Source organism: Crocosphaera sp. UHCC 0190, assembly GCF_034932065.1.
Classification (GTDB): Bacteria; Cyanobacteriota; Cyanobacteriia; order Cyanobacteriales; family Microcystaceae; genus UHCC-0190.
The window spans coordinates 26,559-46,012 of the sequence record NZ_JAYGHP010000004.1 but is presented as its reverse complement, the minus strand read 5'-3'; the positions used below and the strand labels follow the sequence as shown (position 1 = coordinate 46,012).

At 38.2% G+C, this 19,454-nt stretch carries 16 protein-coding genes; 10 read left to right on the top strand and 6 right to left on the bottom strand.

What is annotated here, in order from left to right; all coding sequences use genetic code 11:
• Positions 1-112: 112 nt before the first annotated feature.
• Positions 113-2,425 (bottom strand): DUF3488 and DUF4129 domain-containing transglutaminase family protein, encoded by a 2,313-nt coding sequence (locus tag VB715_RS07720; RefSeq protein ID WP_323300619.1) that lies wholly within the window; start codon positions 2,423-2,425, stop codon positions 113-115.
• Positions 2,426-2,598: 173 nt separating this feature from the next.
• Between VB715_RS07720 and cofG the strand changes: the two genes are divergently transcribed.
• From cofG to VB715_RS07695, 5 genes are all read left to right on the top strand, one after another.
• Entirely contained in the window at positions 2,599-3,597 is a 999-nt protein-coding gene (gene cofG / locus VB715_RS07715; protein ID WP_323300618.1) for a 7,8-didemethyl-8-hydroxy-5-deazariboflavin synthase subunit CofG, read from the top strand.
• Positions 3,598-3,736: 139 nt separating this feature from the next.
• Positions 3,737-4,747 carry an ABC transporter ATP-binding protein gene (locus VB715_RS07710; protein ID WP_323300617.1) on the top strand — a complete coding sequence of 337 codons (1,011 nt, stop codon included), beginning with the start codon at positions 3,737-3,739 and terminating at the stop codon, positions 4,745-4,747.
• A gap of 12 nt (positions 4,748-4,759) precedes the next feature.
• Complete coding sequence (locus tag VB715_RS07705; RefSeq protein WP_323300616.1) at positions 4,760-5,545, top strand: ABC transporter permease; 786 nt, start codon at positions 4,760-4,762, stop codon at positions 5,543-5,545.
• A gap of 36 nt (positions 5,546-5,581) precedes the next feature.
• Positions 5,582-7,243 carry a GldG family protein gene (locus VB715_RS07700; protein ID WP_323300615.1) on the top strand — a complete coding sequence of 554 codons (1,662 nt, stop codon included), beginning with the start codon at positions 5,582-5,584 and terminating at the stop codon, positions 7,241-7,243.
• A gap of 33 nt (positions 7,244-7,276) precedes the next feature.
• Positions 7,277-7,918 (top strand): DUF4340 domain-containing protein, encoded by a 642-nt coding sequence (locus VB715_RS07695; RefSeq protein WP_323300614.1) that lies wholly within the window; start codon positions 7,277-7,279, stop codon positions 7,916-7,918.
• 51 nt (positions 7,919-7,969) lie between these two features.
• Here VB715_RS07695 and VB715_RS07690 read toward each other — a convergent pair whose 3' ends face one another.
• Positions 7,970-8,182, bottom strand: coding sequence for a hypothetical protein (locus VB715_RS07690; RefSeq protein WP_323300613.1), 213 nt, complete (start codon positions 8,180-8,182; stop codon positions 7,970-7,972).
• Positions 8,183-8,475: 293 nt separating this feature from the next.
• On the opposite strand from VB715_RS07690, the gene VB715_RS07685 reads away from it, so the two are divergent.
• The 3 genes from VB715_RS07685 to VB715_RS07675 all read left to right on the top strand — a co-directional run bounded on the left by VB715_RS07685 (position 8,476) and on the right by VB715_RS07675 (position 12,423).
• Complete coding sequence (locus VB715_RS07685; RefSeq protein WP_323300612.1) at positions 8,476-9,843, top strand: NAD-dependent succinate-semialdehyde dehydrogenase; 1,368 nt, start codon at positions 8,476-8,478, stop codon at positions 9,841-9,843.
• Positions 9,844-9,987: 144 nt separating this feature from the next.
• Positions 9,988-11,640 carry an acetolactate synthase large subunit gene (locus VB715_RS07680; RefSeq protein ID WP_323300611.1) on the top strand — a complete coding sequence of 551 codons (1,653 nt, stop codon included), beginning with the start codon at positions 9,988-9,990 and terminating at the stop codon, positions 11,638-11,640.
• A 210-nt stretch (positions 11,641-11,850) separates the two neighbouring features.
• On the top strand, positions 11,851-12,423 hold the full coding sequence (locus VB715_RS07675) for a PEP-CTERM sorting domain-containing protein (RefSeq protein WP_323300610.1): 573 nt from the start codon (positions 11,851-11,853) through the stop codon (positions 12,421-12,423).
• 192 nt (positions 12,424-12,615) lie between these two features.
• On the opposite strand, the gene aroF is transcribed toward VB715_RS07675, so the two are convergent.
• A complete protein-coding gene (aroF, locus tag VB715_RS07670; RefSeq protein WP_323300609.1) occupies positions 12,616-13,467 on the bottom strand; it encodes a 3-deoxy-7-phosphoheptulonate synthase in 852 nt (283 codons plus the stop codon).
• Between the two features lie 569 nt (positions 13,468-14,036).
• Between aroF and smc the strand changes: the two genes are divergently transcribed.
• Positions 14,037-17,711, top strand: coding sequence for a chromosome segregation protein SMC (gene smc, locus VB715_RS07665; RefSeq protein WP_323300608.1), 3,675 nt, complete (start codon positions 14,037-14,039; stop codon positions 17,709-17,711).
• Here smc and VB715_RS07660 read toward each other — a convergent pair.
• From VB715_RS07660 to VB715_RS07650, 3 genes are all read right to left on the bottom strand, one after another.
• A complete protein-coding gene (locus VB715_RS07660) occupies positions 17,687-17,932 on the bottom strand; it encodes a DUF433 domain-containing protein (protein ID WP_323300607.1) in 246 nt (81 codons plus the stop codon). The two genes, smc and VB715_RS07660, sit on opposite strands and share 25 nt — an antisense overlap.
• A gap of 62 nt (positions 17,933-17,994) precedes the next feature.
• A complete protein-coding gene (locus tag VB715_RS07655) occupies positions 17,995-18,249 on the bottom strand; it encodes a hypothetical protein (RefSeq protein ID WP_323300606.1) in 255 nt (84 codons plus the stop codon).
• Between the two features lie 206 nt (positions 18,250-18,455).
• The gene (locus VB715_RS07650; RefSeq protein ID WP_323300605.1) at positions 18,456-18,818 is read right to left on the bottom strand and encodes a hypothetical protein; all 363 of its coding nucleotides are present in this window, start codon (positions 18,816-18,818) and stop codon (positions 18,456-18,458) included.
• Positions 18,819-19,045: 227 nt separating this feature from the next.
• Between VB715_RS07650 and VB715_RS07645 the strand changes: the two genes are divergently transcribed.
• On the top strand, positions 19,046-19,450 hold the full coding sequence (locus tag VB715_RS07645; RefSeq protein WP_323300604.1) for a hypothetical protein: 405 nt from the start codon (positions 19,046-19,048) through the stop codon (positions 19,448-19,450).
• The last annotated feature ends 4 nt before the right edge of the window (positions 19,451-19,454 follow it).

Here is a 19,454-nt window from a genome sequence, read left to right as displayed (position 1 = left end):
GGTAGCCAGGCTTAGTTCCTATAGCTTAACCTGATCGGGTTTAAGCCTGTAATTTTTAATCGTTTTACATCCTAGGTTCGGTAGAGCCTAAAAAATATAAACTGCTTACCTCTTAATCTGATTTTTTTTTCTTTAAACTCTTAACTAATGCTTTAAATTGTTGTTGCAAATAGTCAAAATTTTGACTATTTTCTCCATATCGCCAACTTACATAAGCTTGAGAAATTTCCTCAATAATTGCCGCTTGTTCATGGGGATGTTGTTGATAAGAAATTTCTACATATTCTAAAGGGGTTTGAGCCGGATGTTTGGGATATCCCTTACTTTTTAAAATTCCTAACATTTCTTGATATAATCTCACAATTGGTGGTAATTTAGCCAAGCGACGATAAAACCCCAATTTACTTAATTGTCCCCAACCTAACCAACCCAATAATCCTAACCCAACTCCTAAGAATAATCCCACAAATACCCCGATTAAACTTCCTGAAATAAACCGCCATAACCACACCAAAAGATTAATAAATCCGCCAATTATCTGAGTCCAAATTATGTTAAAAAAGCTGGTTACAGGAGAAGGCAACCAACTGGCTATCCAATTCCAAAATTGCTTTAAAACCCCAAAAGTTTGTTCTTCTTCAACCGAAGGAGGGATTAATTCATGGCCAGGAATGGGATCAAAAGTATACCAGCCAAATTTAGTAAAGTAAACTTCTGTTAACCCATAAGCGTCAGTATTTTTAACCACATAAAATCCAGTAAAAGGATTAAATTTTCCTGGGCCAAATCCTACCGTTAATCTTGCGGGAATACCAATGGATCGTAACATCATGGTTAAAACAGTAGAAAAGTGATCGGGATAACCCCCTTCATGTTTAAAGAGAAATGCAGTAACTAAATCTTCATTCTCATCAAAAAACGGTAAATCTGGTTTAATTTGATACTGTTGTTTAACCGTTTGTGTTAAAAACAAAGCCGCTTCATAGGTTGAGTTAATTGGGTTGGGTGATTTTGCTAATAATTCCAAGGTTTTTTGACGAACTTTTTCTTCAATTTCAGGGGGAATTTGTAAGTAATTTTTGATGATTCTTTCAGGATATTCATAAGGAGATGTTCTTAAAATGGTACGATCTCGATAAGGAACTTCTGAAATAACGGTATAGGTTAATCCTTCAATTAAACCCACAGGTGATCGCAAATTTCCCCGTTGATCGATGCCAATTTCTTTGGCAGGAAAATAAAGAGAATTGGGAATAGCAAGGGAAGGAATTACATTTGGCAAATTAGTGACGGCTGTATAACTTTGAATCACCTGCTTCGTTTTCATACGAGTAGCTGGTGATGATAAAAAGAATTTGTAAGACCAAGGATCACGTTCAATCATTTTAAGATCTTGATCATTAGAAATTTCCCAACCTTGTCCTGTATAATGATCAAAAGATAATGCTTTCCAAAATCCGGGTGCTTGAGAACGTACCCGCATCACAATTTTTGGGGTCATATTTCCCCGTAAATTCTGATTGATTTTGGTATTAAATCCATAATAATAAGTATTATCGATTTCCCCTTGTCCTTCCGTTGGAGTTTTGCCTTGTCCCCCTGAACTTTTGGATTGTTGTTTATTCGTATATCCTGGATTAATAATCCCGTTATTTTGTCCATTAAACTTTTGACTATCTGCATCTAAAGGACTACTCACGGGAAAGGTTTGTAATTGATACCCTGGAAAGCGTGGCATTAACATAAAAATTGTTAATCCTAATACCAAAGTAAGACCAATAATAAAACTTAATTTTTTAATAGAAAAGGGAGAATAAGTGATAACAGAATTAGCAGTACGACGGGAACGAAACCCTAAATTAAGTCTACTATCAATGGCTTCAAGTCCCAAACGAGAACGATAATCTAAAATTAAGGTAGGAATAGCGAAACCTAAAAATAATAATAACCAAGGGGCAAAAGCTAAGGTTTGAGAAATGGTACCAGCAACTCCCAATAAAATCAGGCCAATTACCATTGAATAACCTAAATCTTTCCGTCTTGGTAAATCAAAACTGTGGAGAACTTGAAGTTGAACTAATAACCCTGCTAGGGCCAAACGACTATCATTAAGATTTTGGGCTAAATTAATTAAAAAGAAAAAAAGTACCCCCAGCATAGCAATGGCCAGGAAAAATTTAACCGTGATGTTGCGATGTTTTCGACGATACCAACTCCAAGTTGACCCCGCGATACTTAAAGGAATTGCCCATAAACTCATCTGGGTTTGGGCGGCCACATCTGTGGCAATAATCCCGATAATCACTAATCCCTGGACTAAAATTCGCAGCATTAAGGACTCTTCCGTCTGCATTTTCGGCATTGCTGCGATTGTTTGCCGAAATTTTTCTAATAGGGATAATGGTTTAGTGGGGTTATTTTTCATAGAACAAGAAAGTTGATGGGGGATCAAAGCTGTTATGTCTTTAAATTCAAGAATCACAACAGATTTTAATTTTCTTTTGCCTCCTACTGTCACCAGTTTACCTCGATTAGTCAATTAGATTTATTACGTTTTTTATATTAATTGTCATGTTCATTTAAGTTGAGGAAGAAACCATGTCTAAGCAAATTACTTATAGTCCTGCTTATACCTTAGTACCTACCTATGAATGTTTTAACCGTTGTACCTATTGTAATTTTCGGGTTGCTCCTGATCAAGATGATTGGTTAACCTTAGAAAAAGCGGAAAAAATCTTACAGAAATTACAACATCAATCTATTTGTGAAATTCTTATTCTTAGTGGAGAAGTTCATCCTCAGTCTTCAAGAAGAAAAGCTTGGTTTCAACGAATTTATGATCTTTGTCAATTAGCGTTATCTCTGGGATTTTTGCCCCATACCAATGTCGGTCCCTTAAGTTTTACTGAAATGGAAACTTTAAAAACCGTTAATGTGTCAATGGGATTAATGGTAGAACAAATAAGCCCAAAACTGTTACAAACAGTTCATAATTATGCACCGAGTAAACGCCCTGAATTGCGTTTACAACAGTTAGAATGGGCAGGGAAATTAAAAATCCCTTTCACGACAGGTCTTTTATTAGGAATTGGAGAAACTTTAAAGGATTGTTGGGAAACCTTAGACGTGATCAGCCAAATTCATCACCGTTGGCATCATATCCAAGAAGTCATCTTACAACCTCATAGTCCTGGTCAAAAACAAACGTTGATTACCCCTGCTTTTAATTATCATCAATTACCAGAAATTATTGCTAAAGCAAAGGAAATTTTACCTGAGTCTATTACCTTACAAATCCCCCCTAATTTAATTACTGAACCTCAATGTTTATTAGACTGTTTAGCAGCAGGGGCTAGAGATTTAGGAGGAATTGGCCCCAAAGATGAAGTAAATCCTGATTATCCCCATCACACTCATCAAGGATTAATTAATCTTTTAGCCACAAACGGATGGCAATTAGTGCCTCGTCTACCGATTTATCCTCAATATGATTCTTGGTTATCTTCCTCTTTACAATTTGCGGTGAATTCCTGGAGAATTAGAACAGGCAATTTGAAGAGTTTAAATCAAACTTTTAGAACTTGTTTTAAGACATAGAGTATAAGAAAAATCTTAAAAATTGGATTGAAACTTTTGACTAAAATAACCAGTCTCATACTAAGGCAAGAAAAAAATATCTAAGGTATGTAACAATTGAGGCATAATCAATCCTCAAGTGTCTATCAATTCATGATTTATGATTGAAGTCGAACACCTCAGCAAAATTTACGGGTCAACTGCTGCCATTCAAGATGTAGATTTTTCCGTTGAAAGTGGGGAAATTCTCGGTTTTTTAGGGCCAAATGGGGCAGGAAAAACCACCACCATGCGAATTTTAAGCGGTTATCTCCCTGCCACCACCGGAACCGCTAAAATAGCAGGGTATGATGTCCATGAACAGTCGATGGAAGTGCGACGACGCATCGGGTATCTTCCCGAAACACCTCCTTTGTACCCTGATATGACGGTAGAAGGGTTTTTGCTGTTTGTCGCACGCATTAAAGGAGTGGTAGCAGGCGATCGCGTTTCTAGGGTAAACTGGGCGATGGAACGCTGTCAGTTGGGAGATAAGCGTAAAGTCTTAATTCGCAAGCTTTCTAAGGGCTATAAACAACGGGTAGGCATTGCTCAAGCGATTGTTCATGATCCTCCTGCGATTATTTTGGATGAACCGACAGTGGGACTTGACCCGAAACAAATCATTGAAGTTCGCAATCTGATTAAGAGTTTAGCGGGGGAACATACGATCATTTTATCAACTCATATTTTGCCGGAAGTGAGTATGACTTGCGATCGCGTTACTATTATTAATCGGGGGAAAGTTATTGCTACAGATACTCCTGATAATTTAATGTCCCATTTAACCGCAAGAGGAGGATATGAATTAGATATTGAGGGGGATATATCAAATCTTGAACCGAGTTTAAAAGAAATGTCTGGTATTGCCAAGGTTGAGATTAATTCTGAACTCAAAGATAATGATGAGCAACGTCATTTCATCCACTTGACGACAGATTCAGAGCGAGAAATTGGCAAAGACATTGCTGCCTTAATTATTAGTCAGGGTTTGGGACTCTATGAAATGCGGCGAACCCGCGCCTCCTTAGAGGATGTTTTCTTAGAGTTAATCACCGAAGAATCAAGTGTTGAAAATCCAGAAAAATCGGTTGAAACCTCTGATAATTTTGACAGTGAAAATCCTTCCTAATTGATATTTATAATGATACTTACTAACTTAATTGCTATCTTCCGTAAAGAATTTCAAAGTTATTTTACCTCACCCTTTGCTTATATTATTGCTGCGGTTTTTTGGTTACTCTCTGGCTTCTTTTTTGGGGCCATTCTTGATCAACTGTTGCAAACCCTGTCCTTTTTAGAACAAAGTGGACAATTACCCCAGTCTGTAGATGTTCCTAGTCAATTTTTAGAGGAGTTTTTTGGGGTTCTAACTTCCTTATTATTGGTGCTATTACCGGCTTTATCTATGGGACTCTATTCCGAGGAAAGGAAGCGGGGAACTCTAGAATTATTAGCCACTTCTCCTGTTACAAATTGGGTAGTCGCTGTGGGAAAATTATTGGGAGTCGTTGCCTTTTTTCTGGTTTTAATGATTCCTATTTGGATTTATGAAATTATCGTCTTTAGCAATGCAAGTCCTCCCGTCAATTTACAAGTGATTCTCTTAGCTCATGCTTCTTTAATTCTTATTGCTACAGCGATTCTTTCCCTGGGAATGTTTATTTCTTCTTTGACAGATAGTGGAATTTTAGCTTATATTTTGACCTTTGTGTTAGTTTTGTTTTTGTGGATTATGGATGCGATCGCCAATAACACAAAGGAACCTTTTAGTACCATTTTATCCCATCTTTCTCTATTTGATCGTTATACTGACTTAGTGAAAGGAGTTTTAGATATCAGTAGTTTAGTTTTGTTGGCAAGTTATATATTTTTGGGAATTTTCTTAACTGCACAGTCCATAGAAGCCTTCCGCTTTCAACGCTCTTAACTATACAAATCTAAGCCAATTAGTGAGTGAATTAACATGACAAAATTGCTAAATTATCGGAAAATTTTTCAATATCTTTTTATTCCTGGTTTAATCTTAACAGTTGCTGGTTTAGTAGCTGGTTTTACGACAAAAACCTGGGGAGCATTCTATATAGGTTTAGTTGTTATTGGAGGTATTTGTTTAGTTATTTGGTTATTATTTATTTTAATCACGGGACAAAGTTTTTGGCAAAAACGTTCAACACAAGCAGGAACAAATGCTTTAATTTCTACTCTCTCTTTATTCATAATTTTAGGATTAATTAATTTTATTGCCATTCGCTATTTTCCCCGTATTGATTTAACGGATAATCAACTTTATACCCTATCCGCAGAAACTCAATCAATTGTTGAAAATCTGCAACAACCTATCAAAGTTCTTATTTTTGATAAAGAAACAAATCCCCAGGATAAAGACTTATTAGAAAACTATAAACGCTATAATAATAAGTTTGAATTTGAAATTGTTGATCCTGATGTAAAAGTTGGACTAACTAAGGAATTCAATGTCAAATCATTAGGAGATGTTTACTTAAAATATGGGAATAAAAAACAACTGGTTCAAACCTTAATTGCTTTTAATAACCGAGAAGCTTTATCAGAAATTAAACTTACTAATGCCATTGAAAAAATTAAAAAAGATTATATACCGACCATTTATTTACTACAAGGCCATGGAGAATATTCCTTGGAAAAAGAAAATGCTGAACAAGGAAGTCTTTCTGAGGCAGTTAGTAGCTTAGAAAACAAAGGATACAATGTTAAACCCTTAAATTTAGTGGAGAGTTTTGGTATTCCCACTGATGCAGATGCGATTATTATTGCCAGTCCCAAACGTAAATTATTTGACCAAGAAGTTCAAGCCTTAAAAACCTATTCAGAAGAAGGCGGCAATTTATTATTATTACTTGATCCTAACACAGATCCAGGATTAGAACCTCTATTTAAAGACTGGGGAATTAAACTAGATAATCGTATCATTATTGATGGTTCAGGGGCCGGAGATGTGGTGGGTTTGGGCCCAACAACTCCTTTTATTACTACTTATGGCAATCATCCTATTACTAAAGAGTTTGCTAACGGAATTTCTTTTTATCCCCTCTCTCGTCCTATTGATACAGTTGAGGTAAAAGGGGTGGAAGCAACTTCTCTTATTGTTACCAGTGACAAAATGTGGGCCGAAAATGATTTAGAATCTGGAGAGGTAACATTTGACCCTAAAACGGATATTTCTGGCCCATTTGACTTAGGTGTTGCTTTAACCCGCAAAATTAATCCAACGGAGAAAAATAATGATGCTAATGGTAACAAAGTAGAAGAAAAGAAAGAAAACACAAACTCCTCCCCTTCTCCTTCCCCTTCTTCTAATAATGAAAAGCCCAAAAAAACTGAATCACGTTTAATTATCATTGGTAATTCAATATTTGCAACTAATAATTTATTTGGTCAACAATTAAATGGAGATGTCTTTTTAAATTCAGTCCAATGGTTGGGAAGTCAAGATGAGCAACCCCTATCAATTCGTCCCAAAGAAGCTAAAAATAGACGCATTAATTTGTCTTCTCTACAAGTTAATCTATTAGCATTACTTGCATTAGTTATCTTTCCTTTGTCTGCTTTAGTTGCTGCTGTAGTAACCTGGTGGCGTAGACGATAAATAATTTAGTGGTAAACATAAATGAGGTGAATAATGAAATTACAAAAAACAACTTGGGGGTTTTTAATTACGGCTATTTTCTTAGCAGGAATAGTCTATTTTTATGAATCACAAATTAATCCTAAACAGGAAGAAATAAAGTCTCAGACTAAAAAAATTTTTGATTTTCAAGAAAAAGATATTAAACTATTAACCATTGAAACTCAATCACAAATCCTAAAATTTGAGAAAACTGAAGATAATAAGCAACCTTGGAAAATGACCAAACCCAAAGATAAAATAGCCAATGATGCCGTTGTTTCTTTTTTAACTAATTTATTGGTAAGTAGTGACATAGATAGAACTTTTACCATTGACAAAAATCAGAAGGCAGAGTATGGTTTAGATCAACCATTAGCCACTATAAAAGTTGTATTAGACAACAATAAAAGCCATCAAATCATTATCGGAAATCCAGATTTTCAGGGAGAATTATTATATGCACAAATTGATTTCAATACTCAACCCGAAGGTAAAATTACCATCGGTTTAGTGCCGAAAAGTTTTCAATATGCCTTAGAAAGAACACCCGAAGAATGGATGCTATCAGAGCCTAAAACCGATGAATCTAAAACTAACACTAATCAAGACCCTAAACCAACTCAGGAACCAAAGTCATCGACAACTCGGCCATAATATAGAGGTAAACAACGCAAAAATAAGGGTTTTGCCCTTTTTAGAGCCTTTTTAGTCAGAAGCATCCCCCCACCCTATCACATAAAATGTTATCACGAAAATAGCAAAAATGCAATTATCTGGCAAATTTACTGATATTAAATTTCCATTTATTATATTAATATCTTTTTTAAACTTCGACGCAACATCTTCAAGAGAATACTTAGCCCTTTCTCTTGCCCATTTCAAAATTTTAGGATTAATACCGACAATAGCTTCACTCATTCATCTATTTTATCAGACATTTTCTTCCTAATAAATACTATTATACTATCTTGCTGGTGCGAGTCGTGCCAAGGCTGCATTACAGGTTAACTATAGCAATCCCAGTATTCTGTTGCAATAAACAAACTTATGTATCAAAATGTTAAAATTATCGTCTGTCTCCTCTCTAGAGAGTGAAGCTAGAGATAGATCTTAAAAATTCCCAAAAAAGACCCTATCCGTTAGATAAGCAAGGGCAGACTAGGGAAGGTCAATATATGATCGTAGAAGAGTACGGGAATTAGGAGGAACGAATGGGTATCGCCACAGTTAACCCAGCAACGGGAGAAACGCTAAAAATCTTTGAACCCCTCAGTGCCGAGGAGATCGAAGTCAAACTCGCTTTGGGAGAAGCCACCTTTAAACAGTACCGCAAGATTTCCCTAGAACAAAGGAGTCAATGGTTAAAAGCAGCCGCCGACATTTTAGAGCGAGATCAGCGCAAATTTGGGGAAATAATGACCCTAGAAATGGGAAAACCCATTAAAAGCGCGATCGCCGAAGTCAACAAATGCGCCTTAGTGTGTCGTTACTACGCTGACCATGCTGCTGACTTTCTCAAAGATGTCCCCGTTACCACCGACGGGAGTCGTAGTTTCATCCGCTATCAACCCATGGGCATAATCTTAGCGGTCATGCCTTGGAATTACCCATTTTGGCAGGTGTTTCGCTTTGCCGCCCCTGCTTTGATGGCCGGAAACGTAGGCATTCTCAAACACGCTTCTAACGTCCCCCAAAGTGCCTTAGCCATTGAAGCCATTCTCACAGAAGCAGGTTTTCCCGCCGGAGCCTTCCAAACATTGCTGATTGGGGCCTCTCAAGTAGAGTCTATCATGAAGGATGATCGGGTCAAAGCTGCCACCTTAACCGGAAGTGAACCCGCAGGGGCCAGTTTAGCTGCGACGGCGGGCAAACAGATTAAGAAAACTGTTTTAGAATTAGGGGGAAGCGACCCCTTTATCGTTTTAGAAAGTGCTGATATTGAAGCTGCTGCCACCACAGCGGTTACGGCAAGGCTTCTCAATAATGGACAATCTTGTATTGCGGCCAAACGCTTTATCCTAGTCGAGTCCGTAGCCGATCGCTTCGAGCAATTATTAGTGGAAAAATTCCAAGCCTTAAAAGTCGGTGATCCGATGTTAGAAGACACAGACATTGGCCCCTTAGCCACCCCGTCCATGTTATTGGAAATTAGCCAACAAGTTCAAGAAACGGTGACAAAAGGAGGGAAAATTTTAACAGGGGGTCAAGTGATCAGCGATCGCCCTGGTAACTTTTATCCGCCTACTATATTAACGGATATTCCCGTAGATTCCCCTGGTTATAGCGATGAATTCTTTGGGCCCGTTGCTTTACTCTTTCGGGTAAAAGATATCGACGAAGCTATTGAATTAGCCAATAGTACCATCTTTGGATTAGGGGCCAGTGGTTGGACCAATGATCCGGCTCAACAAGAACGCTTAATCGAGGAAATTGAAGCCGGATGTGTCTTTATCAATGGTATGGTCAAATCCGACCCCCGTTTACCTTTCGGGGGAATCAAGCGATCGGGATATGGAAGAGAATTAAGCATTCAAGGAATGCAAGAATTCCTCAATGTTAAAACGGTATGGATTAAGTAAACAATCTGATCCCATAGAGTCGTTTCTGTCAAGGATCTTTCGTTAAATTAGATTAATCATCCATCGGCAAACTCCCGAAGAATTAGATCAACCAAGATCGTTATTTCGGGAGTCCTTATCAACCAACACAAGGGGACAAACATCATGGGGGAAATGAACACCGCTGAATTACTGGTTCAGTGTCTAGAGAATGAGGGAGTCGAGTACATTTTTGGATTACCTGGTGAAGAGAATTTACACGTTCTTGAAGCTTTAAAGAATTCTTCCATCAAATTTATCACCACCCGTCACGAACAAGGAGCCGCTTTTATGGCCGATGTTTACGGACGACTGACAGGGAAGGCCGGAGTTTGTCTCTCCACCTTGGGGCCAGGGGCCACCAACTTGATGACAGGGGTGGCTGATGCTAATCTAGATGGTGCGCCTTTAGTGGCTATTACGGGACAGGTGGGAACGGATCGAATGCACATTGAATCCCATCAATATCTCGATTTAGTGGCCATGTTTGCCCCTGTCACCAAATGGAATAAGCAAATTGTGCGGCCAAGTATTACCCCAGAAGTCACCCGTAAAGCCTTTAAAGTGGCCGAAAGTGAGAAACCTGGGGCAGTTCATATTGATTTGCCGGAAAATATTGCCGCCATGCCTGTAGTTGGCCACCCCTTACAACGGGACGCACAAGAGAAAACTTATGCCTCTTATCGCAGTTTAAATGCGGCAGCTATGGCGATTTCTAAGGCGAAGAACCCCTTAATTTTAGTCGGGAATGGGACAATTCGGGCCAAGGCCAGTGAAGCGTTAACGGAGTTTGTCACTAGCTTAAATATTCCGGTGGCTAATACCTTTATGGGCAAAGGGGCCGTTCCTTATACTCATCCCTTATCATTATGGACAGTTGGCCTGCAACAACGAGATTTAATTACCTGCGCTTTTGAACAAAGTGATCTGGTGATTGCTGTGGGGTATGATTTGATTGAATATTCCCCCAAAAAATGGAATCCTGAAGGCACAACCCCAATTATTCATATTGGCATGGCCCCGGCAGAAATTGACAGCAGTTATATTCCTTTGGTGGAGGTAGTGGGGGATATTTCTGACTCTTTGATGGATATTTTAAAACGGGCCGATCGCCAAGGAAAATCTACCTCCGTGGCCGCAGGGTTACGCACAGAATTGGTGACGGAATACGAACGCTATGCTAATGATGACGGGTTTCCTATTAAACCTCAAAAGATCATCTACGATCTGCGTCAGGTAATGGGGCCTGAAGATATCGTCATTTCTGATGTGGGGGCCCATAAAATGTGGATGGCCCGTCATTATCATTCTGATTGTCCTAATACCTGTATTATTTCTAATGGGTTTGCGGCCATGGGTATTGCTATTCCTGGGGCGATCGCCGCTAAATTTGTGGCCCCTGATAAGAAGGTGGTAGCGGTGACAGGAGACGGCGGTTTTATGATGAACTGTCAAGAGTTAGAAACCGCTTTACGAGTAGGAACCCCGTTTGTTACTCTGATTTTCAATGACAGTGGTTATGGCTTAATTGAATGGAAACAAATTAATCAATTTGGTGAGTCTGCTTTCATTAAATTTACTAATCCTGATTTTGTTAAGTTTGCCGAAAGTATGGGATTAAAAGGTTATCGTGTTGAGTCAGCAGCAGATTTAGTTCCTACTTTGAAAATGGCTTTAGCACAGGATGTTCCAGCCGTGATTGATTGTCCCGTTGATTATGGAGAAAATATCCGTTTCTCTCAAAAAGCTGGCGATTTAAGTTGTCAAATTTGGGAATAATTCTATCCTAATTTTAATGTTTGGGTGGGCATTGCCCACCTTTTTAGGTACATCGGGGGAAATTATCAGATCCTGTTGAGTATTTTCTCGGTTTTATTGATCTATTTGTTAAGGTTTTTAAGCATTTTCTCGATGTTAATTTTTGTTGTCAAGCTATATATTATTTCAATATAAGATGGGACAATTAGGGACATTAAGCAACTTAAAGACATGAGAAAAAACACCTTAACCACTCTCTTGCCCATAATCGGATTGGCTGGTTCGATTATGTTGTCTGAAGGGGTCACGCCTTCCCCCGTCCATGCTATCTCCTTTAACATTAACTGGACGGGTGGGGGTGGCTATACCATGACAGGGATGTTTAGCTATGATGATGTATTAATCGGTACTGGTGCAATTACGGGTAGTTCCCTGGACTCTTTTATGATTGAATTTTTTCAGAATTCGACTTCTTTAGGAACTTGGCAACCCAGTGACGGGGGTTCGTTTAATTTTAACTTCGACACCACCACGGAGACATTTGTGCTAGGAGGAAATACGAATACTACAACTGGACAAGATTGGGGATTGAGTTCCTCTGGTTTTGGCTTTGGATCTGGTGTAGTTCAAGCCTTATTTCAAAATGGTTCTCCCATTCCTGCCAGTGCCACTTTTGTTACAAATGACAGCCTAACCTCTAGCCAAGTAATCGAAATGCCCTCCACTCCCGAACCTGTCACTGTGTTTGGTTTCCTTGTGGTAGGCGCAGGTTTATTAGCTTCTAAGAATAACAAACAAACCTAATAAAATATTAGTTTGTTGCTAATATTTCACCTTATATTAATCGTTTCACTCATCAACCAAAGTATGTGAGTGAATAATTGGCTACAAATAAACAGTTGTTGTAAGTTAATTCCAAGGTTAGTAAACCATTATTTTGAATACTTCAAGTGGTAGGGTGGGCAATGCCCACCTTACTAAAAAATAGGACTTAGATTATGCGGCCAATAAAGAATTAGCAGGGACAGATAAACAACGACCCACTGCAACAGCAATGGGTTCTAAATTGTAAGCTAAATTGACCATTTCCTCTAAAGATAACGCTTGATTAGCATCAGAAACCGACTCATTAGGATGGGGATGACATTCAATAATTAAACCATCGGCCCCTGCTGCGATCGCCGCTTTTGCTAAAGGTTCAATCAATTCCCGTCTACCTGCGGCATGGGAAGGATCAACAATAACAGGTAAACAGGTAATTTGTTTGAGGGCAACCACCGCCCCCAAATCGAGGACATTACGGGTATAATTATCAAAACTGCGAATTCCCCGTTCACAGAGAACAACCTGGCTATTACCTTCACTTAAAATATATTCGGCAGCACCAACAAATTCCTCCAGGGTAGCAGCTAAACCCCGCTTCAGGAGGATAGGTTTATTTGCTTGTCCTAAGGCTTTCAGGAGGTCAAAATTTTGCATATTACGACTCCCCACCTGGAGCATATCTGCATGACTCGCTACTGCCTCTATTTGTTCAATAGACATCACCTCTGTTACCACTGGCATCTTATATTTTTTGCTGATGCCAGAAAGTATCTCTAACCCTTCAAGTCCCAGACCTTGGAAAGAGTAGGGGGAGGTTCTCGGTTTGAAAGCCCCTCCCCTCAACGCTTGAACAGGTGCCGAGTTCATTTGACGGGCCACATTTTCCATTTGTTCCCAACTTTCTACCGCGCAGGGGCCCGCAATAATAACAATTTCTTCTTGACCAAAACAGACATTATCAGAGATGGAAACGGGGTTAACGTGATTAGGATGGGATTTAGTGGCTAATTTTGTCTTAAACATGGGATTAATCTCCAAATGATCGCAGATAAACAGTAAAAAACCCGAAACTTTTTGAGGGTTCCGGGGTAAGATGAACAGAAGAAAGGAATAATAACCTAAATCTACCCGGAACCTTTGCTGCGCCAGGTAAAATAAAAGCTGTTAAACCAAGTCTTAATGGGAATCATGTTCCGATAGTTCCAAAAATTAAAGAACCGCAGTGCCTATTTACTGCGGTTCACCGAGAGTCACCAGATATCACTGGACTCACTTTCGGTGAACCAAGCTAAACCAATAAAAATAACTAGCACGACGGGTAGACATAGAGATTTTGAGAAAAATTGTTATTTCTTACTACTTTTAACAATAGCAGACAAAACTTTTGCGGTCAACCTGTTATCTTCATCAACTGACATTGTTAGGGGTCAACGGCCGTTGACCCCTACTTGACTGGTGAACGGAGTTGAACAATTGCCTAACCTCTAGGGGTATAGTTGCAACTTTTGTACCCTCAAAAGGGTCGTCACTTGCTAGACTAGATCAACTAGGTATTATTTTAAACGTTCTGGGAAGTTGGCTATATCGCGCCCATGGTTCATATCAAGCGCATCGAATTGTCTCATTTTAAATCCTTTGGCGGCACCACTGCCATTCCATTTTTACCTGGGTTTACGGTGGTATCTGGCCCTAATGGGTCGGGTAAATCTAATATACTCGATGCCTTGCTGTTTTGTCTGGGACTGGCCACCTCAAAAGGAATGCGTGCAGAACGTCTTCCTGATTTAGTTAATAATAATCATAGCAATAATCGCAAAACGCAAGAAGCGAGTGTTTCTGTTACTTTTGATCTGTCTGATCTCTTAGAATTAAGGGAATTTAGTCCTGATAATCCGCCGACGACTAAGCTAGAATTAGCTGAGAATAATCAGAGTAATGGGAATGGACATCATATTGATAATGAGTCAGATAGTATAAATAAAAAAAATATTATTAGTAGCAGTGAATGGACAGTAACGCGACGGTTACGGGTGACAAAAGGGGGAAGTTATTCCTCAACTTATTACATTAATGATGAAGCTTGTAATGTTAGTGAACTCCATGAACAATTAAACCGTCTCCGAATTTATCCTGAAGGGTATAATGTGGTATTACAAGGAGATGTTACTCGCATTATCAGTATGAATTCTAAGGAAAGGCGGCAAATAATTGATGAATTAGCGGGGGTTGCCGAATTTGATCGTAAAATTGAAAAAACCAAAGAAACTCTCGAAGAAGTTAGAGATAGGGAAGAAAGATGTCAGATAATTGAAACAGAATTAAAACGATCTTTAGATCGTTTAGCATCAGATCGGATTAAAGCAGAAAAGTATCAAAAGTTAAAGGTGCAAATTCAGCAAAAACAAGGATGGGAAACTGTCTTAGTTTGGAAGTCTTTGCAACAACAAGTTTCCCGTCTCAATCAGCAAATTATAACAGGGGAGCAAGAAGAAAAACAACTGATTCAAGACTTAAGCAACCTATCCCAACACATAACAGAAATTACTGCTAAACTCGATGATCTTAACCGTCAAGTCAAAGCATTAGGAGAAGATGAACAACTGACAGTTGCATCTCAACTTGCTACCCAAAAAGCACAACGAAACCAACTGCAACAACGACAAGAGGAATTAAATAATTTAGTTCAACAAACTACTATAGAAATTTCTCAAACTGAGATAACAATTACACAACAAAAATATAATTTAACCCAACTGACTCAAGAAAGTAACCGCTTAGAACAAGATAGTTTACCTTTCTTAAAAGAACAACGCGATCGCAACCTTCACACTCTAGAAATGGTCAGGAAACAAGCAAATGCAGTTGCAGAAGCGTCTGATGCTTGGGTACAAGAACAAGCCAATTTAAGCCGTAATATTTCCATTTTACAGGATACTTTAAACCCCCAATTAACACAACGGGCTAAACTCACAGAACGTCATCAACAGTTAAAAAATACCATCACTGATGAAACAAAACAGTTAGAAATAATTGAAACAGAATTAAACAGTCAACGGCAAGAGTTAGCAGAATCATCTATTCCTTCGGCAGAAAAAATACAAAATCTTGCCCAACAATTAGCCACCGCAGAACAAGATAAAAGTATTTTACAAGAAACCCAAACCCGTTTAGATAAAGAGTACAGAGAAAAACAACGACAATTAGATCGTTTAGAAGCTTCCCAACAGGCCCAACAAGAAGCCCAAGGAACCTATGCAACCCAACTTATTTTAACATCTGATCTCCCTGGTGTCTGTGGGTTAGTCGCTCAATTAGGACAGGTAAACCCCCGTTATCAATTAGCGTTAGAAATTGCAGCAGGAGCAAGATTAGGGTTTGTCGTAGTCGAAGATGATACGATTGCATCTGCGGGAATTCAGCTATTAAAACAGGCAAAAGCAGGACGAGCGACCTTTTTACCACTAACAAAAATTCAACCCTATAGAAGACAAGATCCTGGTAGTTTACGCCAGGCACAAGGGTTTATTGACTTAGCAGTTAATTTAGTGCTTTGTCAGCCAGAATTTGAGAAAATCTTTGCTTATGTTTTTGGTAATACTGTTGTTTTTGAAACCTTAAATGATGCGAGAACTCATTTAGGGAAACAGCGCATTATTACCTTAGATGGAGATCTTTTGGAAACCAGTGGGGCCATGACAGGAGGAAGTAAACCAAAACGATCTTCTATTCGTTTTGGAAACATGATCCAAGGAGAGTCCCAAGAAGCAAAGTCCCTCAAACAAAGATTAAAAGATTTAGAAGACTTATTATCTCGTAATGAGATAGGGTTAAGACAAAAATCAGAGCAAATTCAACAATTATCTACAGCATTAACTGATGCAAGACAAGATGGGAGAGAGCAACAATTAAAACGTCAACAGTTAGAGAAAGAAATACAACGTTTAATCGGTCAAGAAGAAAAATTAAGTTTACAGTTATCTCGTCATAGACAAGAAGTAGAAACTGTAGACAGTCAACTGAAAATTATTGCCGTAGAAATTCCTCATTTAGAAGTAGAATTACAGCAAAAACAGGCGCGTTTACGGGAATTAGAAAAGTCCCAGACTCATAGTGAATGGCAAGAAATTCAAAGCTTAATTAAAAGTCAAGAAACCCAGTTACAAGCAAGAGAAACTGAACTCCGTCAAGGAGAAAGTAAACTACAAGAAATGCAAACCCAATGTCAGAATTTAGGGGAGAAAATTCAAGAAGGACAGCAAAAAGTAGGATCACAAAAACAGCAGATTGTCAACCTCAATCATGAACAAGTAGAGGTTAAAGATAAGTTAGAAAAGATTGATAGTAAAATTAATACCTTAGAAAGTTTATTAGAGGAACTTACTTTAAAATTAGGAGAAACAAAAAAAGAACGTGATCGCACGGAAGAATTATTAACAGCATCTCAAAAAAATCATCAACAAAAAACCTGGCAATTAGAAAAATTACAAACTACTCAACAGGAAAGAAAACAAGCATTATTTAAGATTAAAGAGGAACTAGAAACTCAAGAAAATGAACTTCCTGAACCCTTACCCGAAGTCCCATTATTATCAGAAATAGATGAAAATATTACAGATTTAAACCCTCATATTGAAGAATTACAAAAAGAAATTCGTAACGGACAAAAACGCCTAGAAGCGATGGAACCCGTAAATATGTTAGCTTTAGAAGAACATCAAAAAACCGAAGAAAGGTTAAATGAACTCACGGAAAAATTAACCACCATTCAAGGAGAAAGAACCGAATTACTCTTAAGAATAGAGAACTTTACAACCTTAAGATTTCGGTCATTTAAAGAAGCTTTTGATGCCGTTAATGAGAATTTTCAGGGCATTTTTGCCACTCTTTCAGATGGAGATGGATACTTACAATTAGATAATACAGAAGATCCCTTTGAAGGAGGATTAAACTTAGTTGCACACCCTAAAGGAAAACCCGTACAACGATTAAGTTCCATGTCAGGGGGAGAAAAATCATTAACCGCTTTAAGCTTTATTTTTGCCCTACAAAGATATCGTCCCTCACCCTTTTATGCGTTCGATGAAGTAGATATGTTTTTAGATGGGGCCAATGTAGAAAAACTCTCTAAAATGATACGACAACAGGCACAACAAGCGCAGTTTATTGTGGTTAGTTTACGTCGTCCCATGATTGAAGCATCTCAAAGAACTATTGGTGTTACTCAAGCGAGGGGGGCCTATACTCAAGTTTTGGGGATTAAGTTATAAATATTCAGATATGATAACTTTTTCTCACGGTCTGCTGCAAAAGCAAGACAAGCTTTGATATCTTCTGAGGTAAGTTCAGAAAAATCTTCTAGAATTTCTGCTTCGGTCATTCCACCTGCGAGATATTCCAATATGTCGTACACAGTGATTCGCATTCCTCGAATACATGGTTTAACACTGCGTTTTCCGGGTTCAATTGTGATGATGTCTTGGTAGTTCACAAAGTTTTATATGGTAAAAGTATTGGCTTATATCCATCATATCGAGAAGCTTATAGTCAAGTTTATCTTAGTGCTACTCCATGTTTTCGTAGAAGGCTACGAAAAAATTCATCCACTAATTCTTTGCCTGGTTCTCCTCGCAATTCATAGCCTCCAAATCTATAAATTTCGTAACCTGCTAATCTTAATGAGCGATCTGCGGCAACCATCTCGGCATATTTTTGGGGGCTTGCTTGATCTCCATTTGAATAGTGTTGCTTACCGTCTACTTCAATAACAACTCGTTGATAATTGGAGAAGAGGAATAGAAAATCCATTCGTTGTCTTGTCAATCGTTGAACACCCCCTAACTGACGTATCGTATACGGGTCATAATGTAGATATACTTGCGGTATTAGCGCAGGTAGATGTTCACCTAATTCTGAACGAAGCCTGGCAAAATAAGTGAAAAATAATAACTTCTCTGGTTCAGATCCAAGTGAACTATCAAGGCGACTATACAAGTTCCTTTCAGTCTCAGGATCTAATCTATCGGTTTTAGTAAGATTAGACCACCAGCTAATAAGATTAGACCAACTCCTTGATCCATTCTGACTACATCAAAGCTTGGATCTACATAAAATTGGACATGAGTTATTTCTATAGAGTGTGCTTTTGGAGGGTATAAAGAAAGAAATGCCTTTAATACTGCTTGTTTTTTATCCTCTGGAAGTAACACGATTTCATCATGTGCTTCTAAAGGGACATAAATGTCAACAGTGCTTAAGGTGGAGAAAAGATAGCTACCGTATGTTGAACTTTCATCAATTTTATAATGTGCGTCACTAAGCAACTTAACTAAGTCATGATGTCCTCGATGTTGCAATATTTTAAGAATTCTATTCATTACAAAAACACTAAAAATATATAGTGCAGCCGCCTAGCCTACAATTGTATCACAGTTGCAGTACAATATTCTACATTAGATAACAATTAAAAATGTCTTTGACCAATCATTAGAGGGCTTTTAGGATTATAGATAATAACAAAAAAAAATTTTTAATTGAACCTTTATCAATCCTTACCAGTCTAAACCCACGTAATGAATAAACACATAACTAATAGCGTCAGACTATGAAGCGAACCTTAATATTATCGAGTTTCCTTTTAGTTTCACTCCCTTTTTACTTTGTTCCTCCCGCTTTTTCCCAATCTACACCCAATACAGAGCAACGGGGAGAAAGGTTTGCTGAAAAACTTAACTTAAGCGAGTCTCAAAAAAATCAATGGCAAGAAATTAAAAAATCTAGCCGTGATCGCATCCTTGCCATTTTAACACCAGAACAACAGAAACAATTAGAAAATACCCCGCAACAGGGACGGGGGAAAAATTGGCGCGAGCTTAATTTAACTGAGGAGCAAAAAACAAAAATGCGAACCATTACACAGGAAACTCGTCAACAAATGCAAGCTATTTTAACCCCAGAGCAACAAAAAATTTGGGGTGAAATGAAGAAAAATAGAGGAAGAAATCGTTAAATAA